Source organism: Stenotrophomonas sp. YJH_SMC_14-1, from assembly GCF_059372275.1.
In genome coordinates this window covers 126309-143635 of the sequence record NZ_JCAFVK010000004.1, presented here as the reverse complement: position 1 = coordinate 143635, position 17327 = coordinate 126309, and the positions used below count along the sequence as shown (strand labels likewise).

Genomic DNA, 17327 nt, shown 5'->3' with positions numbered 1-17327 from the left:
GAATTCTTCGGGCTCGTGCTTGCCGAAAGCGCTGCGGTCAACCCGAAGCCAACCGCCGTGCTCCCGGCCGGGGGTCAATCCAACCGCTCGATCAGTACATCGCCGGTCCAACCGCGTACCTGCGCCGGGTCCAGCCGTCGTGCGTCACCGCTTTGCAGCCGGCTCATCGAGAACGAGGTCGCCAGCCGCGCGCAGCCGTCCAGATCGATGGACGGCTCCAGCAGGGCGGCAGCGATGCCGGCCACCATCGCGTCGCCCGCACCGACCGTGCTGCCCTGGGCCAGTCGCGGCGGTCGTGCGACCAGCGCGCCGCTGCGATCAATGAACAGCGCGCCGTCGGTGCCCATCGAGATCGCTACGAGCGCAACGCCACGTTCGACCAAGGCCTGGCCAGCGACGCGCAGGGCGCTGCGGTCCGGCAGCGGGGTGCCGGTCCAGGCCTCCAGCTCCTGGCGGTTGGGCTTGACCGCGTAGGGCAGTGCACCGGCGGTGTCACTCAATGCAGCCACAAGTGCGTCGCCGCTGGTGTCCAGCAACACGCGCGCACCGGCGGCGACGACCTGCGCCTGCAGTCGCGCCCATGCATCGGACGGCAGTCCAGACGGCAGGCTGCCGGACAGCACCACCGGAAGGCCCGGCAGCAGCAAGGCGCCAAGCCTGCGCGACACTGCGTCCAGAGCGGTATCGTCGAGGGCCAGGCCGGGCAGGTTGATGTCGGTGGTTTCGCCGTTGTCCTCGTCAACCAGCTTGATGTTGGTGCGGGTGCTGCCGGGGATACGCAGGCAACCATCCACGATGCCGCGCGTGGAGAAGAGCGCGCCGAACACACCGTCGTTGCCGCCACCGAGCACGCCCAGCGCGGTGGTCGGCACGCCCCAGTCGGCCAGGCAGGCGGCCACGTTGATGCCCTTGCCACCCGCATCGTCGCGGCTGCTGCGGGCGCGGTGCACATGGCCCGGCCGCAGGCTGGCCAGCCGCACGGTCTGGTCGATCGCCGGGTTCAAGGTAACGGTGACGGCGCGGGCGTTCATGCGCGGGCTCCATCAAGGGCGCGCACCTGCTCGGCGGTTTCGCAGTCCAGCGCCGTCGCAGCCAGCGTTTGCAGATCGGCCAGCGCGCTGCCACGCAGGCGTGCCTTCACGGACGGGATGTCGTTCGGGGTCATCGACAGTTCGTCCACGCCCAGCCCTGCCAGCAGCATCGCGCCGAACGGATCGCCGGCCAGGCCGCCGCAGACACCCACCCAGCGCCCCTGCGTGCGTGCGCCGTCCACCGTGGTGCGGATCGCGCGCAGCACGGCCGGGTGCAGGCTGTCGGCCTCTGCGGCCAGCTCCGGGTTCTGGCGATCGATCGCCAGCACGTACTGGGTCAGGTCGTTGGTGCCGATCGAGAAGAAGTCGGCGTGGCGCGCCAGCACATCGCTCTGGGCGGCCGCGGCCGGTACTTCGATCATGATGCCGATCGGCACGTCGGGTGCCTCGAGTTCGGCGCGCAGGCGCTCGCAGATGGCACGCAGTGCGACCAGTTCAGGCACCGAGGTGATCATCGGGAACATGATGGACAGGCGTGCACCGTCCTTGGCTGCGCGGTACAGCGCACGCAGCTGCGGCTCAAGCAGATCCGGGCGGCGCAGCAGCAGGCGCGCGCCGCGCACGCCGAGGAACGGGTTCTCCTCGTGCGGCAGCTCCAGGTGGGCGACCTGCTTGTCGCCACCGATATCGAGCGCACGCACGATCAACGGACGGCCTTCCAGCGCTTTGGCCATCGCCATGTAGGTTGCGTACTGCTCCTCCTCGCTGGGCGTGCTGCCGCGTTCGAGGAACAGGAATTCGGTGCGCATCAGGCCGACACCTTCCGCGCCCTGTTCCAGCGCCAATGGCACCTGCTCAGGCAGGTTCACGTTGGCGCCGATGTCGATGCGATGGCCGTCGGTGGTCTGCGCCGGCTGCGCGCGTTGTGCGGCTTCGCGCGCGCGGATCTGCTGCTGCTCGGCGATCCAGGCGCGTGCCGAAGCAAGATCGGCCTCGGAAGGGGACAGGTAGAGCCGCCCGCTGCTGCCGTCGATGATCGCTTCGCGGCCGGCCTTGATCGCCAGCAGTTCGGCGCCACCGGCAACCAGCGCCGGCAGGCCGAGGGTGCGCGAGAGGATGGCGGTGTGCGAGGTCGGCCCGCCCTGCGCGGTGGCCAGGCCAATCACGCGGGCAGTGTCGAGGTTGGCCGTGTCGGACGGCGACAGGTCGGCCGCGAGCAGGATGCACGGGTGCGCGGGCAGGTCGGCCAGGCCGCCACCGGCGGCCGACGGATCAAGCTGCGCCAGCACTCGGCGGCCAACGTCACGCAGGTCGGCGGCGCGCCCGGCCAGCACCGGGTTGCCCAGCGCGGCCAGGCCCGAGGCGATGTGTTCGATGGCCTGGTACCAGGACCATGCGACGCCATGGCCTTCGACCATCAGCTGGCAGGTACGGGTAATCAGGTCGGTGTCGTCCAACAGCGCGGCATGGGCCTTGAAGATGGCTGCGTCCGAGGCGCCAAGCCGGCGCTGGGTGTCATCCTGCAGCGCGGCCAACTGCTGGCGGGTACGTGCGAGCGCGTCCTGCAGACGCGCCCCGCCTTCGCCGAGCGGGGCCGGGCGGTCGGCGACCTCGGCCTGCGTGTTGGCCAATACATGCACCGGGCCGATTGCCAGCCCAGGGCTGGCACCGATGCCGACGATGGCAGCCTGTGCCTCGGGCGGATTCCAGCCTGCCACCGGCGTGGCCTTGCGTTGTGCTGCGCGCTCGGCGTCGGCCTTTTCCTGTGCCACCAGGTCCTCCATGACCCTGCGCAGCGCGGTCAGCAGGGCGGGGGCATCCGCCCCCTCGGCAGACACGCTGATGGCATCGCCATGACGCAGGCCAAGTTGCAGCAGCGCGACCAGACTTTTGGCGTCCGCTGCCTGGTCGCCGGCACGCACCTGGGCGCGGGCCGTGAAACCCCGCGCCGTCTCGGCCCAGCGCGTGGCCGGGCGCGCGTGCAGTCCACTGGGGTAAGCGATGGTCCAGTCGAAACGCTCGGCCAGGTCCGCCACCGGCACGTGGGCTGCCGTGACCGCGACATCACTGGCCAGCGCATTGACGATGTCGCTCGCATCGGGGGTGCTGAACAACCGCTGCAGCGCGGCCTCGTCCTGGATCAGGCGGGTCAGCCTGCGCAGCAGGGTGATGTGGGTATCGGACTGGGCAGCGATGCCAACCACCAGGCGGGTGGCCTGGCCGGGGTTCCATTCCACGCCTTCCGGCAACTGCAGCACCGCGATGCCGTCGCGGCGCACCAGGTGGCGGTCCTCGCCGAGCCCATGCGGGATCGCCACACCATGGCCGAGGAAGGTGTTCGCCAGCGCTTCGCGGCGTCCCATGCTGGCCTCGTAGCCCGGCGCCACGCAGCCGGCGGCGACCAGCATCTGGGCTACCTGGGCGATGGCATCGGTCTTGTCCTGTGCCCGCGCGTCCAGGCGGATCAGTTCCCGGCTGACGGGGGAGGGGGAGGTCAGGGGCGACAAAGCGGGCTCCGGGAAGGGGTGGCTGGGACGTATTGGGAACGTTCCCACTCCGCATTTCAATGTGCAGTGCACAAAAAGCCAATAGTCCTTTGGCGTTAGGATTGTCCTGGACAGCCATTCGGCCATGAACAGCTCACGTTTCCGGGAACGTTTCCAATGAGCATCAGCATCAACGACGTCGCACGCGTGGCGGGAGTCTCCAAATCCACCGTGTCACGGGTGCTCGGGGGCGGTCCGGTCAGCGAGGACGTGCGCCGCAGGGTCGAGCTGGCGATCCGCCAGACCGGCTATCGACCCAACCTGCAGGCAAGACGGCTGCGCTCCCGACACACCGGCATCATCGGCTTGATCGTGGCAGATATCCGAAACCCGTTCTTCACTGCGCTGATCCGCGCGGTGGAGGAGGTGGCCTATCGCGAAGGATTGCGCGTGACCCTCTGCAACACCGATGAGGACCCGGAGCGGGAGGCGCTGTATCTGCAATTGATGCACGAAGAGCGCATCAGCGGCCTGATCTTCGCGCCGACCCGGACCACGGTGGGGCGACTTGAGCGGCTCACGCTGGACTATCCGACGGTGCTGGTCGATCGTGCCGCACCCGGTGGCTCGATCGACAGCGTCGTCCTCGACAACACAGCGGCGATGGCGGGGCTGGTCGAACACCTGGTCGAGCGCGGCTATCGCCGTATCGGCGGATTGTTCGGCAGCACCAGCACCACTGCGGCCGAGCGACGCGACGGCTATCTTGCTGCGATGCGCACGCATGGGTTGGAGCCGGACTACCGGGAGGTTGAACCCACGGCCGAAGCCGCCATCGCGACAGTCGAGCAGTGGCTGGCCGCGCCATCGCGCCCCGAAGCACTGGTCACCAGCAACAGCCTGCTGTTGATGGGGGCATTGAAAGCCGCCCGCGGCGCAGGGCTGGCGATTCCAGGCGCGTTGGCACTGGCCGGCTTCGACAACGAACGCTGGACCGAGCTGGTCGTGCCGGGCATCACCGTGCTTGAGCAACCGGTTGAGGAGATGGGGCGGGCCGCGATGTCGATGCTGCTTGAACGCCTGCGCACGCCGGAGCTGCCGGTGCGCCGACTTGTGATGACGGGCCGGTGCGTGGTCAGAGGGTCGACGGCTGCGCGATAGCTCGACGCCCGATTGCGGCGACCCTGGGAGCGCCGTCCGGGTGTTGGCGGGCCAGCCGTTGTCTGTTACAAGCCATCTGTACACGCAGACACGATGGATGATCGCCTTGTCAGAGCCTTATTCAGCGCTGCTCCGCCTGCAGTTGGGCCACGAGGATCTCTCCAGATGGCTGGCGGCACCCGTGCCCTCAGCATCCCGATGGTCCGACTGGCGATGCATCGCCGGGCAGTGGCACCTGGGCAACGGCGAATACCTGGCCTCTTCAAGCGACGAGGCGTTGGATCACCTGCTCGCGGACTGCCAGGCGCTGCTGGCTCGCTACCCCGACAATCGCGCCGCATTGAAAGCCTTCCTGGCATCTGCACAGGCTGAAAATATCCGGGTTGCCGCCTATGACCGCAGCAGCACGCATTTTGTTGCAGGATCGCTGACATATTCGGAAAGCCTCTACGATCTCATCGCGTTTCTCGCTGTGGCACGAGGCGCCGCCGACTTCCTGAAGGCGGGCGACCGGGGCGTGGCACTGATCCACGACTACCTATGGGCCGAGGAAGGTGAGCGGGAGACCGTTGCCGCGATTGCGCTGGTCGGCCAGGGGGACTCCGGCTTCCTGCCTTCCACGGACCTGGATACCGCGACCGCGCCCTTCGAGACATTGGTGGAGGCCATGCTGGAAGCCCAGGACGACCCGGAGTTTCATCCGCGCAACCAGCTCGATCGACTTTGACCAACGCCGCGTGGAACCCACAGAGACGACCGCCAAGGGCCCCGACATGAAAGGACATCACGCCCCCCACGTGCGCCGCCGCATGCGTCGGCTCTTCGCATTTGGCCTCTGCGCCCTGGCTGGACACGCCTTCGCCGGAACAACGCAACCGGCACGCACCTGGCTTGTCAGTGGAGCCGAACTCATCACCCTGCTGCAGGGCAAAGGCGCTGATGGGTTCTGCGACGGCGAGCAGTGCCGGAACCTGTCCAGCGCTCGCGCCAGCGCCTATATCCAAGGCGTTGCCGATGCCAGCCGCGGGCAGTGGTGTGGCCAAGGCCGGATTCTTCCGCACGAGCTGGTTGACCGGGTCGCATCACATCTTCGACAGCTGCCTCAGGGGAGACTGCAGCAGGATGCTGCACCCTTGGTCGTCGATGGGCTGAGGGCGGCCTTTCCCTGTGATTGAGGGGCATGACCCAGCAATGCCCAAGGTGTGTCGGCCTCCTCCGCGGAGAGGTCGGCGCCCTTCGTGGAGCCCTCTCTGTTCCGCCTGAAGCTGGAGTCGAAATAGTGAAGACACGCACACGATTGGCGAGCAAGGAAGATCTTGAACAGGTCGCGATGCTGTTCGACAAGTATCGCCAGTTCTACGCGCAGCCGGCAGACCTGCCATTGGCAAGGCAGTTCATGCATGCACGCCTGTCAGAAGGCGATTCGCTTGTACTGGTGGCAGAGGCAGATGGGGACGGCCTTGTCGGGTTCACCCAGCTGTACCCGCTGTTCGACTCCATCAGCGCACGCCCAAGTTTCGTACTCTATGATCTTTACGTCGATAGACCAGCACGTCGCACTGGTGTTGCCCGCACCCTCATGATCAACGCCGTTGAAGAGTCACGAAGACGCGGCGCAGCGCGCATCGAGCTGCAGACGGCGAAGGACAACGCGGCTGCGCAGGCGCTCTACGAAGGTCTCGGATGGCAGCGCGATGATGATTTCTTCATCTTCGCCATTCATCCTTGATGGCCGTATCCGCCGCGCTTTGGATCGCCGAAGGACTCAGGCGACCATAGCAGAGGCAGCACGCCCTTCGAAGGCGTGCCGTGCTGGGTAGCGGGGATCAGTGAGTGATGGGGGGGTGCGCCGTCGTCTCCCATCACACGCTGCACGGCCTCCCGCAATCGCTCGATATGGAAAGGCTTGGCGACGAAGGTGGCGCGCCGATGGCGCAGCGGCACCAGCTGGTCGTACACCGCAGAAACGAATAGATAGGGGATGCCGAGTTCAGCCAGGCGATCGGCGACGGGGAAAACCACACCGTCACGAAGCTCCACATCCAGAACGGCACCGTCGAATCGCTGCGTATCCAGCAGCCCCAATGCATCGAACACGCTGTAGGCGTGTGTTACCTGGCCACCGCCCTCTTCAAGCGCCTGTCCCATGAGGGCAACAAGGTCCAGTTGGTCTTCCACCAGCAGCAGACTGTATCGATTCCGCTGGTTCATATCGGGTTGCATTGACACATGCCTGCGTTGCCATCGGAGCTGCAGTGTGTCCTGTGCTGCATCAACGCGACGCGTGTGGGTTGTCAGCTCGGTGTCGAAGCGACCCCGCCTGTCGATGCCGTCCACGTCGCGTGGAAGGTGCCACGGGACGTGTTGACGGCGTCTTGGCGAGCGCCATGGATACTGCCGCCGTCCCCTGCACTGGAGTGTCCGTCATGCACCGATCCCACGCCAACCCCGCTTCGCCACGTGTACTGCGTGTGGAGTGCATGCCCCTGGACTGCGGAGGCGCTGCCATCGTGGTGGAGCTGGACCGCATCCCTGAACGGGCGTGGATGAAGTCATTGAAGCGGGCACTGCAGGCCGACGATCTCTTCGAGGGCGCACAGGCCAAATTCGACGGACGTTTCGTTTACGTCGTGGGCGTCGAGGGCAGCGAGCATCGTGCGCAGCATCGGGTGGTGCAGGCGCTTGAAATGCCGCAGGCAATGGTCAGTACGTCGCGCTCACGCATTCCGGTGGCGGACGCGCGGCATGCCGGCACGGTTGACGCTCAGGTTGGCCAGTGATTTCAGATGGGCGCGCTCATGCGTAGCGCATCGAGGGTCACCAGTGGCACAGCCGGCCGCCCACTCCCGCGGGGCAATCCGTTGTATTGTGGACAGTACTCGCAGCGCCCATCAGCGAGAGGATGTTCAGGTGAACGCTTCCATGCTCCCAAGAATCGTCGGCTTCGATGTCCCGTTGCTGCATGAGCGTGTAGACGCATCCACCGACGAGGCCATCACCGCGCTGCTGGATCTGGCGCCAGGCGCCCGCTGGACAGAGATGTTCCTCATCAAGTGCAGAGCCCTGGCGTCCCAGCTCCAGCTGGCGGATGTTCGCATTGAAGGCGCCAGGATCTACTTCTACGGATCCATCAGCGATTCCCGTGGACTTGCCGACGCGGTGATGTCCATTGTCCACGTACTGAATGATGAGCTGATGCGCGAGCGGAATCACGCAGCCAGCCGCGCCTAGGCGCAGCCAAGCAGGGACCAGCACCGATCGGCAATCTCCGCTGCCCCAGGATGGCCGCGCAGGCTCGATCGCTTCGCAAGCCTGCCCTGCAGATCGTCGATCCATGCCGACCGGGTGCCGTGCGGATCTCTCACATAGATATCGCAGGCAAGCCGGATAACGGGCGCCACTTCATATCGGAAGCTCATCGCGGGCAGGGCGCCCAGGTTGAACGCGATTTTCCAGTGGGCCAGCTCGCGCTCGACGTCGACAACGTGCTTGCTTCTTCCATGGATCATGGCGTTACCCCTTTTCGAAACTCCACCGTACACGCTTGTTGCTGCGGGCCTGTTCATGACCTTTGTTCATATGGGACGCGTCCCCGTACGTTCCCGTAACGGCAACAGGCCCACAGTCAATCGGCAGCACACTTGCTGCGACGGAGAATCGAAATGAACAGCGTCCCCGAACAGAACAGGAATGACCGCTCCAACGCTTCCGCTGAAGCAGAACAGCCCGTGCAGCAGGGGCAGGTCGAGGGGGGCGAGCCCGGCGGGGAGGAGCCCGGCAAGCAAGGACAGCAACAGCAGCAGGACAACAAGGATCGCGAGAGCCCGAAGCCAGCGGATGAAAAGAAGGGCGGTCTCGGCGGCGATACCCGCCGCTGAGGAACAGGAGGAGCCGCGCGCCGCGCGGCTGCTTCCGCAGCAGACAGGCAGCGCGCATGTCCTCGCAAAGCCAGGCGATCAGCCTGATGACCAAGATCATGTACCAGTGCCGCCCGGAGAGAACGACGACGATGGCGCAATGCCGTTGCTGCGATGCGCCCAGTCCTGGCGGGATGGAGTGCGCACGGTGCCTGACCGGAAGGCTTGGCGAAACGATTCACAATCGTGGCGCAGCGTTCGGCTGGCTGGAGTCGTTCCGCAGGGTCCAGCAGGACGAAGCACACGTATTCGAATGCGCAAAGCGCGCCGATGCGGCATCTTGCTAGGCGTCGCATCCAGACCTGACATCGCGCAGGCGTATGCTCGGGTCATCCAGGAGTAACGCCATGACTTTTCCGATCTGCATCTACGATAGAACGGGCACGGGGCTCCGGCTGCCCACGGGGTGGTGGATCGACCTTCAGTCCGATCTGCCCGCGCTGGTGAACGGCGCCGCACGTATCGACCTTCCGCGCTCTTCGAAAGACGAGCATCCACGCTTGGATCCAGAGGTCCTGAGGGACCTTTTCCGGCGCATCGGGGGTTCGCAGTGGCGTTGAATCCGGTGCGTTCCCTGGGAGTGCGCTGGCTGTTCTTCCGTCTTCGCAACGGCCAATCCATCAGTCCCGCCAGGTTGATGTCCGTCTGGTCCGAGGCTGCCGAATCCAATGAGTGCGCCGTGCGCCGCGAGATCATCGACGGCGCAGGCTACGCCTATGCCCTGTACGCGCCCAACAGCCTGCTTTCCCCCCGGCGTGTGGAGCTGCGCATGAGAGCGCTGCTGGAGGAGGCGGGCTACGCCTTCACGATGGGTAGCCTGGCAGGGCGTCACCCCGGCGACGGTTGAGGCGCGGCGCTGAGGCGCCGGCCGGACAGTCCATGCGTCGCTCTCATTCGGGGGCATCAGGCTCCAGAGGTTCGTCAGGTGCGGGATCGAAGAGCGCCAGCATCCGTTCCCGCCGGCACTGTTCGAGCCAGTGGTGCCATATCTCCACCTCGTCCATCAGCCCCGTGGCACCGCACGCTGGGCACGTGAGCGTCGTACCCGATGGACTCGTCTTGATGCCCTCGTCCTGCGTCATTGATGAGCGCAAGCCGCAGCTCTTGCAGGTGGATCGCAACTGATCGAGGCGAACGATGGCGCCATTGCGCGCAAGAAGGGGCTGGATCGCATGGATCCGGAAGGCATTGGGAGGGTGCATGGCCGTGTCGTCTTGGGCTGGACACGGGAGCAAAGGATTCTGCGCCGGAGAAGAGCCGTGATAGCGCAGTGTGCTTTGTTGGAGGTTAACCCTTCATCAAAGTGCACACCGCGCGCCATGACTGGCTTGAAATCCCACGGCCGCAATCGTGCACGGACGTGGCAGCCGGCGCTCGTCCGGTGCCGGCCCTGCCTCTGGGCAGGAAGGGCTCCGCCGCCACAACGGAGCCCCGTACACTCACTTTTCCTGCAGGAACGTCAGCAAGTCCTGGTTGACCTTGTCCTTGTGGGTGTCGGTCAGGCCATGCGGCGCACCCGGGTAGACAATCAGCCTGGCGCCCTTGATGAGCTTTGCCGACTGGCGGCCCGAGATATCGATCGGTACGATCTGGTCGTCATCACCGTGGATGACCAGCGTTGGCACATCGAACTTCTTCAGGTCCGCGCGGAAATCGGTGGCCGAGAACGCGGCGATCGAATCGTAGGTGTTCTTGTGGCCGCCCTGCATGCCCTGCGCCCACCACGCATCGATCAGCCCCTGCGACACCTTCGCGCCCGGGCGGTTGAAGCCGTAGAACGGGCCCGACGGGATGTCCTTGTAGAGCTGCGCGCGGTTATCCAACTGTGCCTTGCGGATGCCATCGAACACTTCGATCGGCAGGCCGTTGGGGTTGTCGGCGGTCTTCAGCATGAACGGCGGCACCGAGCTGATCAGCACGGCCTTCTTAACTCGCCCGGTGCCATGCCGGCCGATGTAGCGCGCCACCTCGCCGCCACCGGTAGAGAAACCCACCAGGGTGACATCGTGCAGGTCCAGCGTATTGATCACCGTGGCCAGGTCATCGGCGTAGTGATCCATATCGTTGCCGTCCCACGGCTGGCTGGAACGGCCGTGGCCGCGACGGTCATGGGCAATGACGCGGTAGCCGTGGTTGGCCAGGAAGATCATCTGCGATTCCCAGCTGTCCGAGTTCAACGGCCAGCCGTGGCTGAAGGTCACGACCGGGCCGTTCTTCGGGCCCCAGTCCTTGTAGTACAGCTGCACGCCATCGGCGGTGGTGATGTAGCTGGCGGTGTGCGCGATGCTGGTGACTGCCGCCGGCGTGGCCGGTTCGGCGGCCTGCGCGGACAGGCCGGCCTGGACCGAGAGGGCGAGGGTGGCAACGGCCAGGGTACGGGCGAAGGTGTTCATGCGGGAACTCTCATGGGTGGGTGGTGAGACGTACTTTGCGCCAGCAATCAGGCATCGGGGATATGACAAGTCCGACTTTCTTGATAGATCGTCCTGATTGCGCGGACCCACAGTGGGGTCGACTGGATGATCATCCGAAGCTGCCCGACCTGGACCTGCGCACTACCGAACGAGCCAGAGGCGCTTGCGATGGTGACATTGCAGCCGGTTCTGCATTGCTTCCCGGAACGCAACATGACGTACCCCTTCACGGAGCTACCGCACCTGCGGCGTGCTGCCTAGGCTGATCCCACACGGCACCTGCCGTGTTCCGGACCCATTGCCCGCGCAGTGGCCCGTCTTCCCATGAACTCCGCAGCGCTGGCCTGCCAGGCAACCGTGCCCTGGCAATGTCACGGCCTGCGCCATGGGCAAGCGCCCGGATTCGTTCGCGCCAGCCTTGCATTGCTGCCCGCCAAATGGCTCTTCGTGGAGATCCCTCATGTTCAGTATGGAAAACACCGCCGCGCCCATTGCTCCCGCCCTCGATGAACTGGTGCCCTCGCGCTACGCCCTGAAAGTGGGCGACGTCGAGGTGCTGGTGATCAGCGATGGCGTCCTGCCGTTGCCCACCCAGATGCTCGGCCACAACGTGCCGGCCGCCGACCGTGCCGAATGGTTCGAAGAGATGTACCTGCCCCAGGATGCCTTCGACTGGGCATTGAACGTGATGGTGGTGCACAGCGGTGATCGCACCATCCTCATCGATGCCGGCCTGGGCATGGACCCGGACCTGCAGCTGCCGCGCGCCGGCCAGCTGATCCGCCGCCTCGGTGCCGCCGGCATCAACCTGGGCGAAATCACCGACGTGGTGATTACCCACATGCACATGGACCACGTCGGCGGCCTGCTGGTTGAAGGCGTAAAGGAACGGCTGCGCCCGGACCTGAAAATCCACGTCGCAGCCGCGGAAGTGGAGTTCTGGAAGTCGCCGGACTTCAGCCGTACCAACATGCCGCAGGGCTTCCCCGATGCACTGCGCGCCACGGCCAAGCACTTCTGGGCCGAGTACAGCAGCTATGTGCACACCTTCCAGGACGAACAGCAGATCGCGCCGGGCGTGACGGCCCGCCGTACCGGTGGGCATACCCCGGGCCACTGCGTGGTGCGCGTAGCGTCCGCGGGGCAGGCCCTGACCTTTGCCGGTGACGCGGTGTTCGCGGTCGGCTTCGACCAGCCGAACTGGCACAACGGTTTTGAGCACGATCCGGAGGAATCCGCACGCGTACGCATCGCTCTGCTGAAGGAACTGGCCGGTACCGGCGAAATGCTGGTGGCCACGCATCTTCCGTTCCCGTCAGTGGGCCGGGTGTCGCTGGAGGGCGAGACGTTCCGCTGGGTGCCGGTGTTCTGGGACTTCTGATCGGATCCTGCGGATACAGCGCAAGCACGAGTTTTCGACGGGGCGCGTCGGCGCCCCGCTCGAAACCCGCAAGGGCGAGGCCAACAACGGACGCCATCCACGCCTGGCGTGGATCTACTGGATGGCGGTGGGGTGGGCCAAACGTTGCAGCTTGTGCGGATTGCGCTGCACCAGGATCTGCGTGATCCGCTCGCCATCGGTCTCGAAGGCCATCGCCGCCTCCAGCTCGCCATCGAAATAGCGCAGCAGTCCCAACCGTCCGTTGAGCATGGCCGGCACCATCCGCAACTGCGCGCTGCGCCGCAGGTGCGGGGCATACAGCAGCTGGGCAATGCGTGCACCCCCGACCATCGGCCCGGGGAAGCTGGTGACGATACCGCCGCCGTCACCCACCAGCTCGGCCGATTCGGCCATCAAGGCCTTCATCGTGCGGAAATCCCCGCTGGACGCGGCCTCGGCGAAGCGGCGCAGCAGTTTCTGGTGCACGTCCTGCGGGACGTTGTAGCGCGGGCGTTCCTGCCGGAGCTGCTGGCGCGCACGATGCACGATCTGCCGGCAGGCGGCTTGCGTCTTGTCCAGGGTGCGCGCGACCACGGCGTAATCCTGATCGAACACGTCGTGCAGCAGGAAAGCCGCACGCGCATCCGGGGCCAACCGTTCCAGCACACTGAGGAAGGCGACCGACAGATCGCTGGCGGTTTCCAGCACGTACTCGGGCGTGGCAGTGTCATCGGTCAGCAGCGGCTCGGGCAACCACATGCCCACATAGTGTTCGCGCGCGTGCCGGGCCAGGCGCAGGCCATCAATGGCGCGACGGGTGGTGGTCGCCACCAGCCAGGCTTCCGGATTCTCGATCTGTGACTGGTCGGTGCCATGCCAGCGCAGCCAGACATCCTGCACCACGTCTTCGGCTTCGTGCGAAGACCCAAGCATGCGGTAGGCCACGCCGAACAGGCGTGGGCGGAGGCGTGAGAACAGCGCAGTGGATTCGTCCATGCCAGCGTAGACGGGACAGGTCCCCGGATTGTGACACCCGGGAACCTGTCGTTGGTGCCAGCGCCGGACGTGCGATCAGTGCGGCGGCAGCACCGCCGGCTTGCCGATGTCCTTGATCAGGAACACCACGAACTTCGCCGGCTCGGTGGCGCTGGCGTTGCGGCCTACGGTGTGCAGATCGGCCGGGCCTTCATGGAAGGCCTCGCCCGGGCCAAGGGTGACTTCCTTGCCGCCGGCCAAACCCATCACGATCCGCCCTTCCAGGACATAGACGAAGCCATGGGCATCGTGGCGGTGGACAGGATCGGCGCCACCCGGCGGATACTCCACGGTAAGGATCAGCGCTTCCTTGCCGGGCTGCTCCGGCAGGGCGCGGGTCATCACCTCGCGCACCAAGGGCTGGGGCGCAGGAGAGGGCGGGGTGGCGGCAGCGCCGCACAGTGGCAGCAGCGCAAACAGGACCAGAACAGAGCGACGCATGGCAGGTCTCCAAAGCGGTAGAGGAGGGCCGCAGCATGGGGCAGCGGCCGAAGGATCAGGCCAGGCCGGCCTTGTCCAGGCCAAAGGCCGTATCCAGGGTGCCGGGCGTGGTACGGAAGGCAACGTTGGCGCGGTTCCAGGCGTTGATCGCCATCACCGCGTGGGTGAGGTCGACAATCTCCTGATCGGACAGCTGGCCGCGCACGCGTGCGTACAGCTCGTCGGGCACGCCCTGCGCCGGCAGCTGGGTCAGTACTTCGGTCCAGGCCAGGCAGGCGCGCTCGCGCGGGCTGAACAGCGTTGATTCACGCCATGCCGCCAGGTGATGCAGGCGCAGCGGACGCTCGCCGCGCAGGGTGGCTTCCTTCACGTGCATGTCCAGGCAGAAGCCACAGCCGTTGAGCTGCGATGCACGGATGTTGACCAGATCGATGATGGCCGCTTCGATCGAGGCGGTGTGGGCGGCATGCGAGTACAGGCCGAGCTTCTTGAACAGTTCGGGGGATTGCGCGGCGTAATCCAGGCGTGCGGTCATGCTGTGTTCCTGTAGCGTGTGAAGGGCACAGCGAGGCTAGGCCTGCATTCGCAATGCCGGTAGGCGGGGGCCGGGCCGCACGCTGTTGCATGAAAAGCACCAATGTCCTGTCACAGCGGCCGATGCTCGGCCGTCTGCCGGGCATGGACACCTCATCGCACCTGCGCACCGCATCGCGCCCTGCCAGCGAACAGGTCTGGCAGGCCTTCCTCACCGCATTGCGCGAACTGCCGCCCGATGCACGTGCGGTACTGTTGCTGCACGACGTGCTGGGTGCCGGATTCGAGGACATCGTGCCCCTGCTGGGGCTCGATCTTGCCGCGTGCAGGCAACGGTTGAAGCTGGCGCGGAGCCACCTGCACGCACAACGTGCCCGCCCGGAGCCAGGCCACCCATGAACGCCGCAACGCCCCGCCTGGCCAGCGACGGCCACGATGCGCTCAATGCGTCCTTCTCCACCAGCTACGCCGGCGTGCTGGCCTTCATTGCAGTGGCGTCCGAGGGCAGCTTCGCGCGCGCGGCCGACCGCCTCGGCATCGGCCGCTCGGCCGTCAGCCGCAGCGTGCAGAAGCTGGAAAGCCAGCTGGGCGTGCGGTTGTTCCTGCGCACCACGCGCTCGACCACGCTCACCCGCGAAGGCGAGCTGTTCCTCGAGGGCTGCAACCCGGGCGTGACCTGCATCCTGCAGGCGCTGGAGGAAATGCGCGACCTGCGCGAGGGCCCGCCGCGCGGGCACCTGCGCATCAGTGCCAGCCACGGCTTCGGCCGTCGGGTGATTGCGCCCTTGCTGGCAGCCTTCCGTGCCGAGTACCCGCAGGTATCCGTGGAGCTGCTGCTGGACGAGCAGGCCCCCGACCTGGCCGGTGACCGCATCGACGTGGCGTTTCGCGACGGCCTACTGGAAGACAGCCAAGTGATTGCCAAGCAGCTGGTGCCTATGCAGCTGGTCGTATGTGCATCACCGGCGTACGCGCAGGTGCACGGCCTTCCCGCGTCGGTGGACACGCTGCCCACGCATGCCTGCATCGGGCGGCGCCTGCCGGGCGGACGCATGCAGCCCTGGGAATTCCGTGTCGACGGTGCCGAAGTACACCTGCAGCCGCCTGCTGCACTGGTGTTCAACGATGCCGACCTGGCCCTGCAGGCCGTCATCGACGGGCTGGGCATCGCCCAGCTGCCCAGCTATCAGGTGCGTGAAGCGCTGTGGGCGGGCAGGGTGGTGACCTGCCTGGATCGGCATGCGCCGCTCGATCGCGGTCACTACCTGTGCTACCTCAGCCGCCGCCAGCTGCCCAAGCGCGTGCGTGCCTTCATCGACTTCAGCACGCAGCGGGTGCGCGCGCTCGAACTGGATGTGATCTCGTACTGGGAAGCACGCCAGCAGGCCACCCCTCTGAAGCCAGGCGCACAGCCTGCCTTGGCCTGAGCGTACTGGTGCGCGCCGGGCAACAGTGCGCGGCCGGTCACGGACCTACTGCCTCGCGCCCGCGCCACCTACGATGCCTGCGCCCGGCCACACGCCGGTAGCCCCTCTATATTCCAGGAGACACGCAATGAAGTTCCTCGTCATCGGTGGTACCGGCCGCATCGGCAGCAAGGTGGTGGAGCGCCTGCGTGTCGCCGGGCATGAGATCGTGGTGGCAGCGCCCTCCACCGGGGTGGATGTGCTGACCGGTGAGGGCCTGGATGCCGCCATGGACGGCGTCGACGTGGTGGTGGACCTGGCCAACTCGCCCTCGTTCGAAGACGCAGCAGTGCTTTCGTTCTTCGTGACCGCCGGCCACAACATACTTGCGGCCGCCACCCGTGCCGGCGTGCGCCACCATGTCGCGCTTTCTGTTGTTGGCACCGACAAGCTTGCCGCCAGTGGCTACTTCCGCGGCAAGATCGCCCAGGAGCGGCTGATCCGCGACTCGGGCCTGCCGTACACCATCATCCATTCCACGCAGTTCTTCGAGTTCCTGCCGGGCATCATCCAGTCCGCCGGCGACGGGACGGCCGTGCGGCTGCCGGCCGCCGACGTGCAGCCGATTGCCGCCGAGGATGTTGCCGAAGCGGTGGCACGCATCGCGCAGCAGGCGCCAGCCAATGGCGTGCTGGAGATCGCCGGGCCGCAGCGCAGCGCGATGGCGGATCTGGCCAGGCGCTATCTGCAACTGACGGGTGATTCCCGGCAGGTGGTGGCGGACGCCGATGCACTGTACTTCGGCGCGCCGCTGCAGATCGAGACGCTGGTGCCTGCCGGCCACGCGTGGATGGGGCAGGTCGATTTCGAAGCCTGGCTGCAGCAGTCGGGCCTGTTGCAGCGGCAGCCTGCCTGAGCGGCCATCGATCGCCTGCCACTGACCGAGCTGAAGCCTCCTTCGCCCGCCATGCTGGACCGCTACCAGGGCGACGACGTGAAGCCGCTGTACACCGGCCGCGTGCGGGTGAGCGGTGGCCAGGCCCAGCACGGGCGGGCGTCCGGCGTCGTGCGGTCGGACGACGGTGCACTGGCGGTGGACCTGCGCCTGCCGCCGGAACTCGGCGGGCCTGGCGGCGGCGCCAATCCCGAGCAGCTGCTGGCCGCGAGCTACGCTGGCTGCTTCCACGGTGCCCTGGTGCTGGTGGCCGCGCGTGCCGGCCTGTTGCTGCACAATCCCAGCATCGAAGTGGCGGTCACCTTCGCCCGTGATCCGGCAGATGGGCTGTACCTGCTGTCGGCCGAGATCGTGGTACATCTTCCCGGCATGGATGAGAACCTTGCCTGCGAACTCGTTCGCAACACCGAACGCGTCTGCCCGTACGCCAAGATGTTCCATCGCGGCGTCAGCCATGCGGTGCATGTGCGGGTCGGCCCGCAGGCTCCGCCTCTGTAGAGTCGAGCCATGCTCGACCATGGGAAGTGGCAACTCAGACAAGCTCGCCGTAGTTGGCCTGCAGGCTG

Annotated in this window: 21 protein-coding genes and 1 pseudogene; 13 read left to right on the top strand and 9 right to left on the bottom strand. The window is 66.3% G+C overall.

The features are described from left to right. Positions 1-74 precede the first annotated feature (74 nt). Both AC5P9P_RS12320 and ptsP read right to left on the bottom strand, forming a co-directional pair. A complete protein-coding gene (locus AC5P9P_RS12320) occupies positions 75-1031 on the bottom strand; it encodes a 1-phosphofructokinase family hexose kinase (protein WP_495232821.1) in 957 nt (318 codons plus the stop codon). Then, complete coding sequence (ptsP, locus tag AC5P9P_RS12315) at positions 1028-3538, bottom strand: phosphoenolpyruvate--protein phosphotransferase (protein ID WP_111187985.1); 2511 nt, start codon at positions 3536-3538, stop codon at positions 1028-1030. Before ptsP ends, AC5P9P_RS12320 begins: the two co-directional genes overlap by 4 nt. A 156-nt stretch (positions 3539-3694) precedes the next feature. Here ptsP and AC5P9P_RS12310 point away from each other — a divergent pair, with 156 nt between their 5' ends. The 4 genes from AC5P9P_RS12310 (at position 3695) to AC5P9P_RS12295 (ending at position 6407) form a co-directional block, all read left to right on the top strand. Beyond that, positions 3695-4678: a LacI family DNA-binding transcriptional regulator gene (locus AC5P9P_RS12310; protein ID WP_164133340.1), complete on the top strand. Its 984-nt coding sequence runs from the start codon at positions 3695-3697 to the stop codon at positions 4676-4678. A gap of 97 nt (positions 4679-4775) precedes the next feature. Beyond that, complete coding sequence (locus AC5P9P_RS12305; RefSeq protein ID WP_111187987.1) at positions 4776-5405, top strand: hypothetical protein; 630 nt, start codon at positions 4776-4778, stop codon at positions 5403-5405. Positions 5406-5451: 46 nt separating this feature from the next. Next, on the top strand, positions 5452-5853 hold the full coding sequence (locus AC5P9P_RS12300; protein ID WP_345778062.1) for a Rap1a/Tai family immunity protein: 402 nt from the start codon (positions 5452-5454) through the stop codon (positions 5851-5853). 104 nt (positions 5854-5957) lie between these two features. Next, complete coding sequence (locus tag AC5P9P_RS12295; RefSeq protein WP_239507117.1) at positions 5958-6407, top strand: GNAT family N-acetyltransferase; 450 nt, start codon at positions 5958-5960, stop codon at positions 6405-6407. A 107-nt stretch (positions 6408-6514) separates the two neighbouring features. Here AC5P9P_RS12295 and AC5P9P_RS12290 read toward each other — a convergent pair. Then, positions 6515-6901, bottom strand: a pseudogene (locus AC5P9P_RS12290) (response regulator); the annotation flags it as partial. Between the two features lie 203 nt (positions 6902-7104). On the opposite strand from AC5P9P_RS12290, the gene AC5P9P_RS12285 reads away from it, so the two are divergent. Then, positions 7105-7458 (top strand): hypothetical protein, encoded by a 354-nt coding sequence (locus AC5P9P_RS12285; RefSeq protein WP_111187991.1) that lies wholly within the window; start codon positions 7105-7107, stop codon positions 7456-7458. A 130-nt stretch (positions 7459-7588) separates the two neighbouring features. Next, on the top strand, positions 7589-7909 hold the full coding sequence (locus tag AC5P9P_RS12280; protein WP_019336574.1) for a hypothetical protein: 321 nt from the start codon (positions 7589-7591) through the stop codon (positions 7907-7909). Here AC5P9P_RS12280 and AC5P9P_RS12275 read toward each other — a convergent pair. Then, positions 7906-8244, bottom strand: a complete 339-nt coding sequence (locus tag AC5P9P_RS12275) for a hypothetical protein (RefSeq protein ID WP_258391660.1) — start codon at positions 8242-8244, stop codon at positions 7906-7908. The genes AC5P9P_RS12280 and AC5P9P_RS12275 overlap by 4 nt on opposite strands. Positions 8245-8340: 96 nt before the next feature. Between AC5P9P_RS12275 and AC5P9P_RS12270 the strand changes: the two genes are divergently transcribed. Continuing rightward, on the top strand, positions 8341-8556 hold the full coding sequence (locus AC5P9P_RS12270; protein ID WP_495232820.1) for a hypothetical protein: 216 nt from the start codon (positions 8341-8343) through the stop codon (positions 8554-8556). A gap of 604 nt (positions 8557-9160) precedes the next feature. Next, positions 9161-9442: a hypothetical protein gene (locus AC5P9P_RS12265; RefSeq protein ID WP_495232849.1), complete on the top strand. Its 282-nt coding sequence runs from the start codon at positions 9161-9163 to the stop codon at positions 9440-9442. A 43-nt stretch (positions 9443-9485) separates the two neighbouring features. Here AC5P9P_RS12265 and AC5P9P_RS12260 read toward each other — a convergent pair whose 3' ends face one another. Then, entirely contained in the window at positions 9486-9797 is a 312-nt protein-coding gene (locus AC5P9P_RS12260; RefSeq protein WP_184013667.1) for a hypothetical protein, read from the bottom strand. 237 nt (positions 9798-10034) lie between these two features. Next, positions 10035-10988, bottom strand: a complete 954-nt coding sequence (locus AC5P9P_RS12255) for an alpha/beta fold hydrolase (RefSeq protein ID WP_495232819.1) — start codon at positions 10986-10988, stop codon at positions 10035-10037. Positions 10989-11469: 481 nt separating this feature from the next. On the opposite strand from AC5P9P_RS12255, the gene AC5P9P_RS12250 reads away from it, so the two are divergent. Continuing rightward, positions 11470-12390: an MBL fold metallo-hydrolase gene (locus AC5P9P_RS12250; protein ID WP_065186739.1), complete on the top strand. Its 921-nt coding sequence runs from the start codon at positions 11470-11472 to the stop codon at positions 12388-12390. A gap of 114 nt (positions 12391-12504) precedes the next feature. Here AC5P9P_RS12250 and AC5P9P_RS12245 read toward each other — a convergent pair whose 3' ends face one another. The 3 genes from AC5P9P_RS12245 to AC5P9P_RS12235 form a co-directional block, all read right to left on the bottom strand. Next, positions 12505-13386, bottom strand: coding sequence for an RNA polymerase sigma-70 factor (locus AC5P9P_RS12245; protein ID WP_329915348.1), 882 nt, complete (start codon positions 13384-13386; stop codon positions 12505-12507). A gap of 75 nt (positions 13387-13461) precedes the next feature. After that, on the bottom strand, positions 13462-13866 hold the full coding sequence (locus AC5P9P_RS12240; RefSeq protein WP_495232818.1) for a cupin domain-containing protein: 405 nt from the start codon (positions 13864-13866) through the stop codon (positions 13462-13464). A gap of 55 nt (positions 13867-13921) precedes the next feature. Beyond that, the gene (locus tag AC5P9P_RS12235) at positions 13922-14401 is read right to left on the bottom strand and encodes a carboxymuconolactone decarboxylase family protein (protein WP_139727109.1); all 480 of its coding nucleotides are present in this window, start codon (positions 14399-14401) and stop codon (positions 13922-13924) included. Between the two features lie 89 nt (positions 14402-14490). Here AC5P9P_RS12235 and AC5P9P_RS12230 point away from each other — a divergent pair, with 89 nt between their 5' ends. The 4 genes from AC5P9P_RS12230 to AC5P9P_RS12215 all read left to right on the top strand — a co-directional run bounded on the left by AC5P9P_RS12230 (position 14491) and on the right by AC5P9P_RS12215 (position 17259). Further along, positions 14491-14799 carry a sigma factor-like helix-turn-helix DNA-binding protein gene (locus tag AC5P9P_RS12230; protein ID WP_065186736.1) on the top strand — a complete coding sequence of 103 codons (309 nt, stop codon included), beginning with the start codon at positions 14491-14493 and terminating at the stop codon, positions 14797-14799. Beyond that, positions 14796-15827 (top strand): LysR family transcriptional regulator, encoded by a 1032-nt coding sequence (locus AC5P9P_RS12225; RefSeq protein ID WP_495232817.1) that lies wholly within the window; start codon positions 14796-14798, stop codon positions 15825-15827. The genes AC5P9P_RS12230 and AC5P9P_RS12225 overlap by 4 nt, the downstream gene beginning before the upstream one ends. A 127-nt stretch (positions 15828-15954) precedes the next feature. After that, a complete protein-coding gene (locus AC5P9P_RS12220) occupies positions 15955-16722 on the top strand; it encodes an SDR family oxidoreductase (protein WP_414497621.1) in 768 nt (255 codons plus the stop codon). Between the two features lie 51 nt (positions 16723-16773). After that, the gene (locus tag AC5P9P_RS12215) at positions 16774-17259 is read left to right on the top strand and encodes an OsmC family protein (RefSeq protein WP_495232816.1); all 486 of its coding nucleotides are present in this window, start codon (positions 16774-16776) and stop codon (positions 17257-17259) included. The last annotated feature ends 68 nt before the right edge of the window (positions 17260-17327 follow it).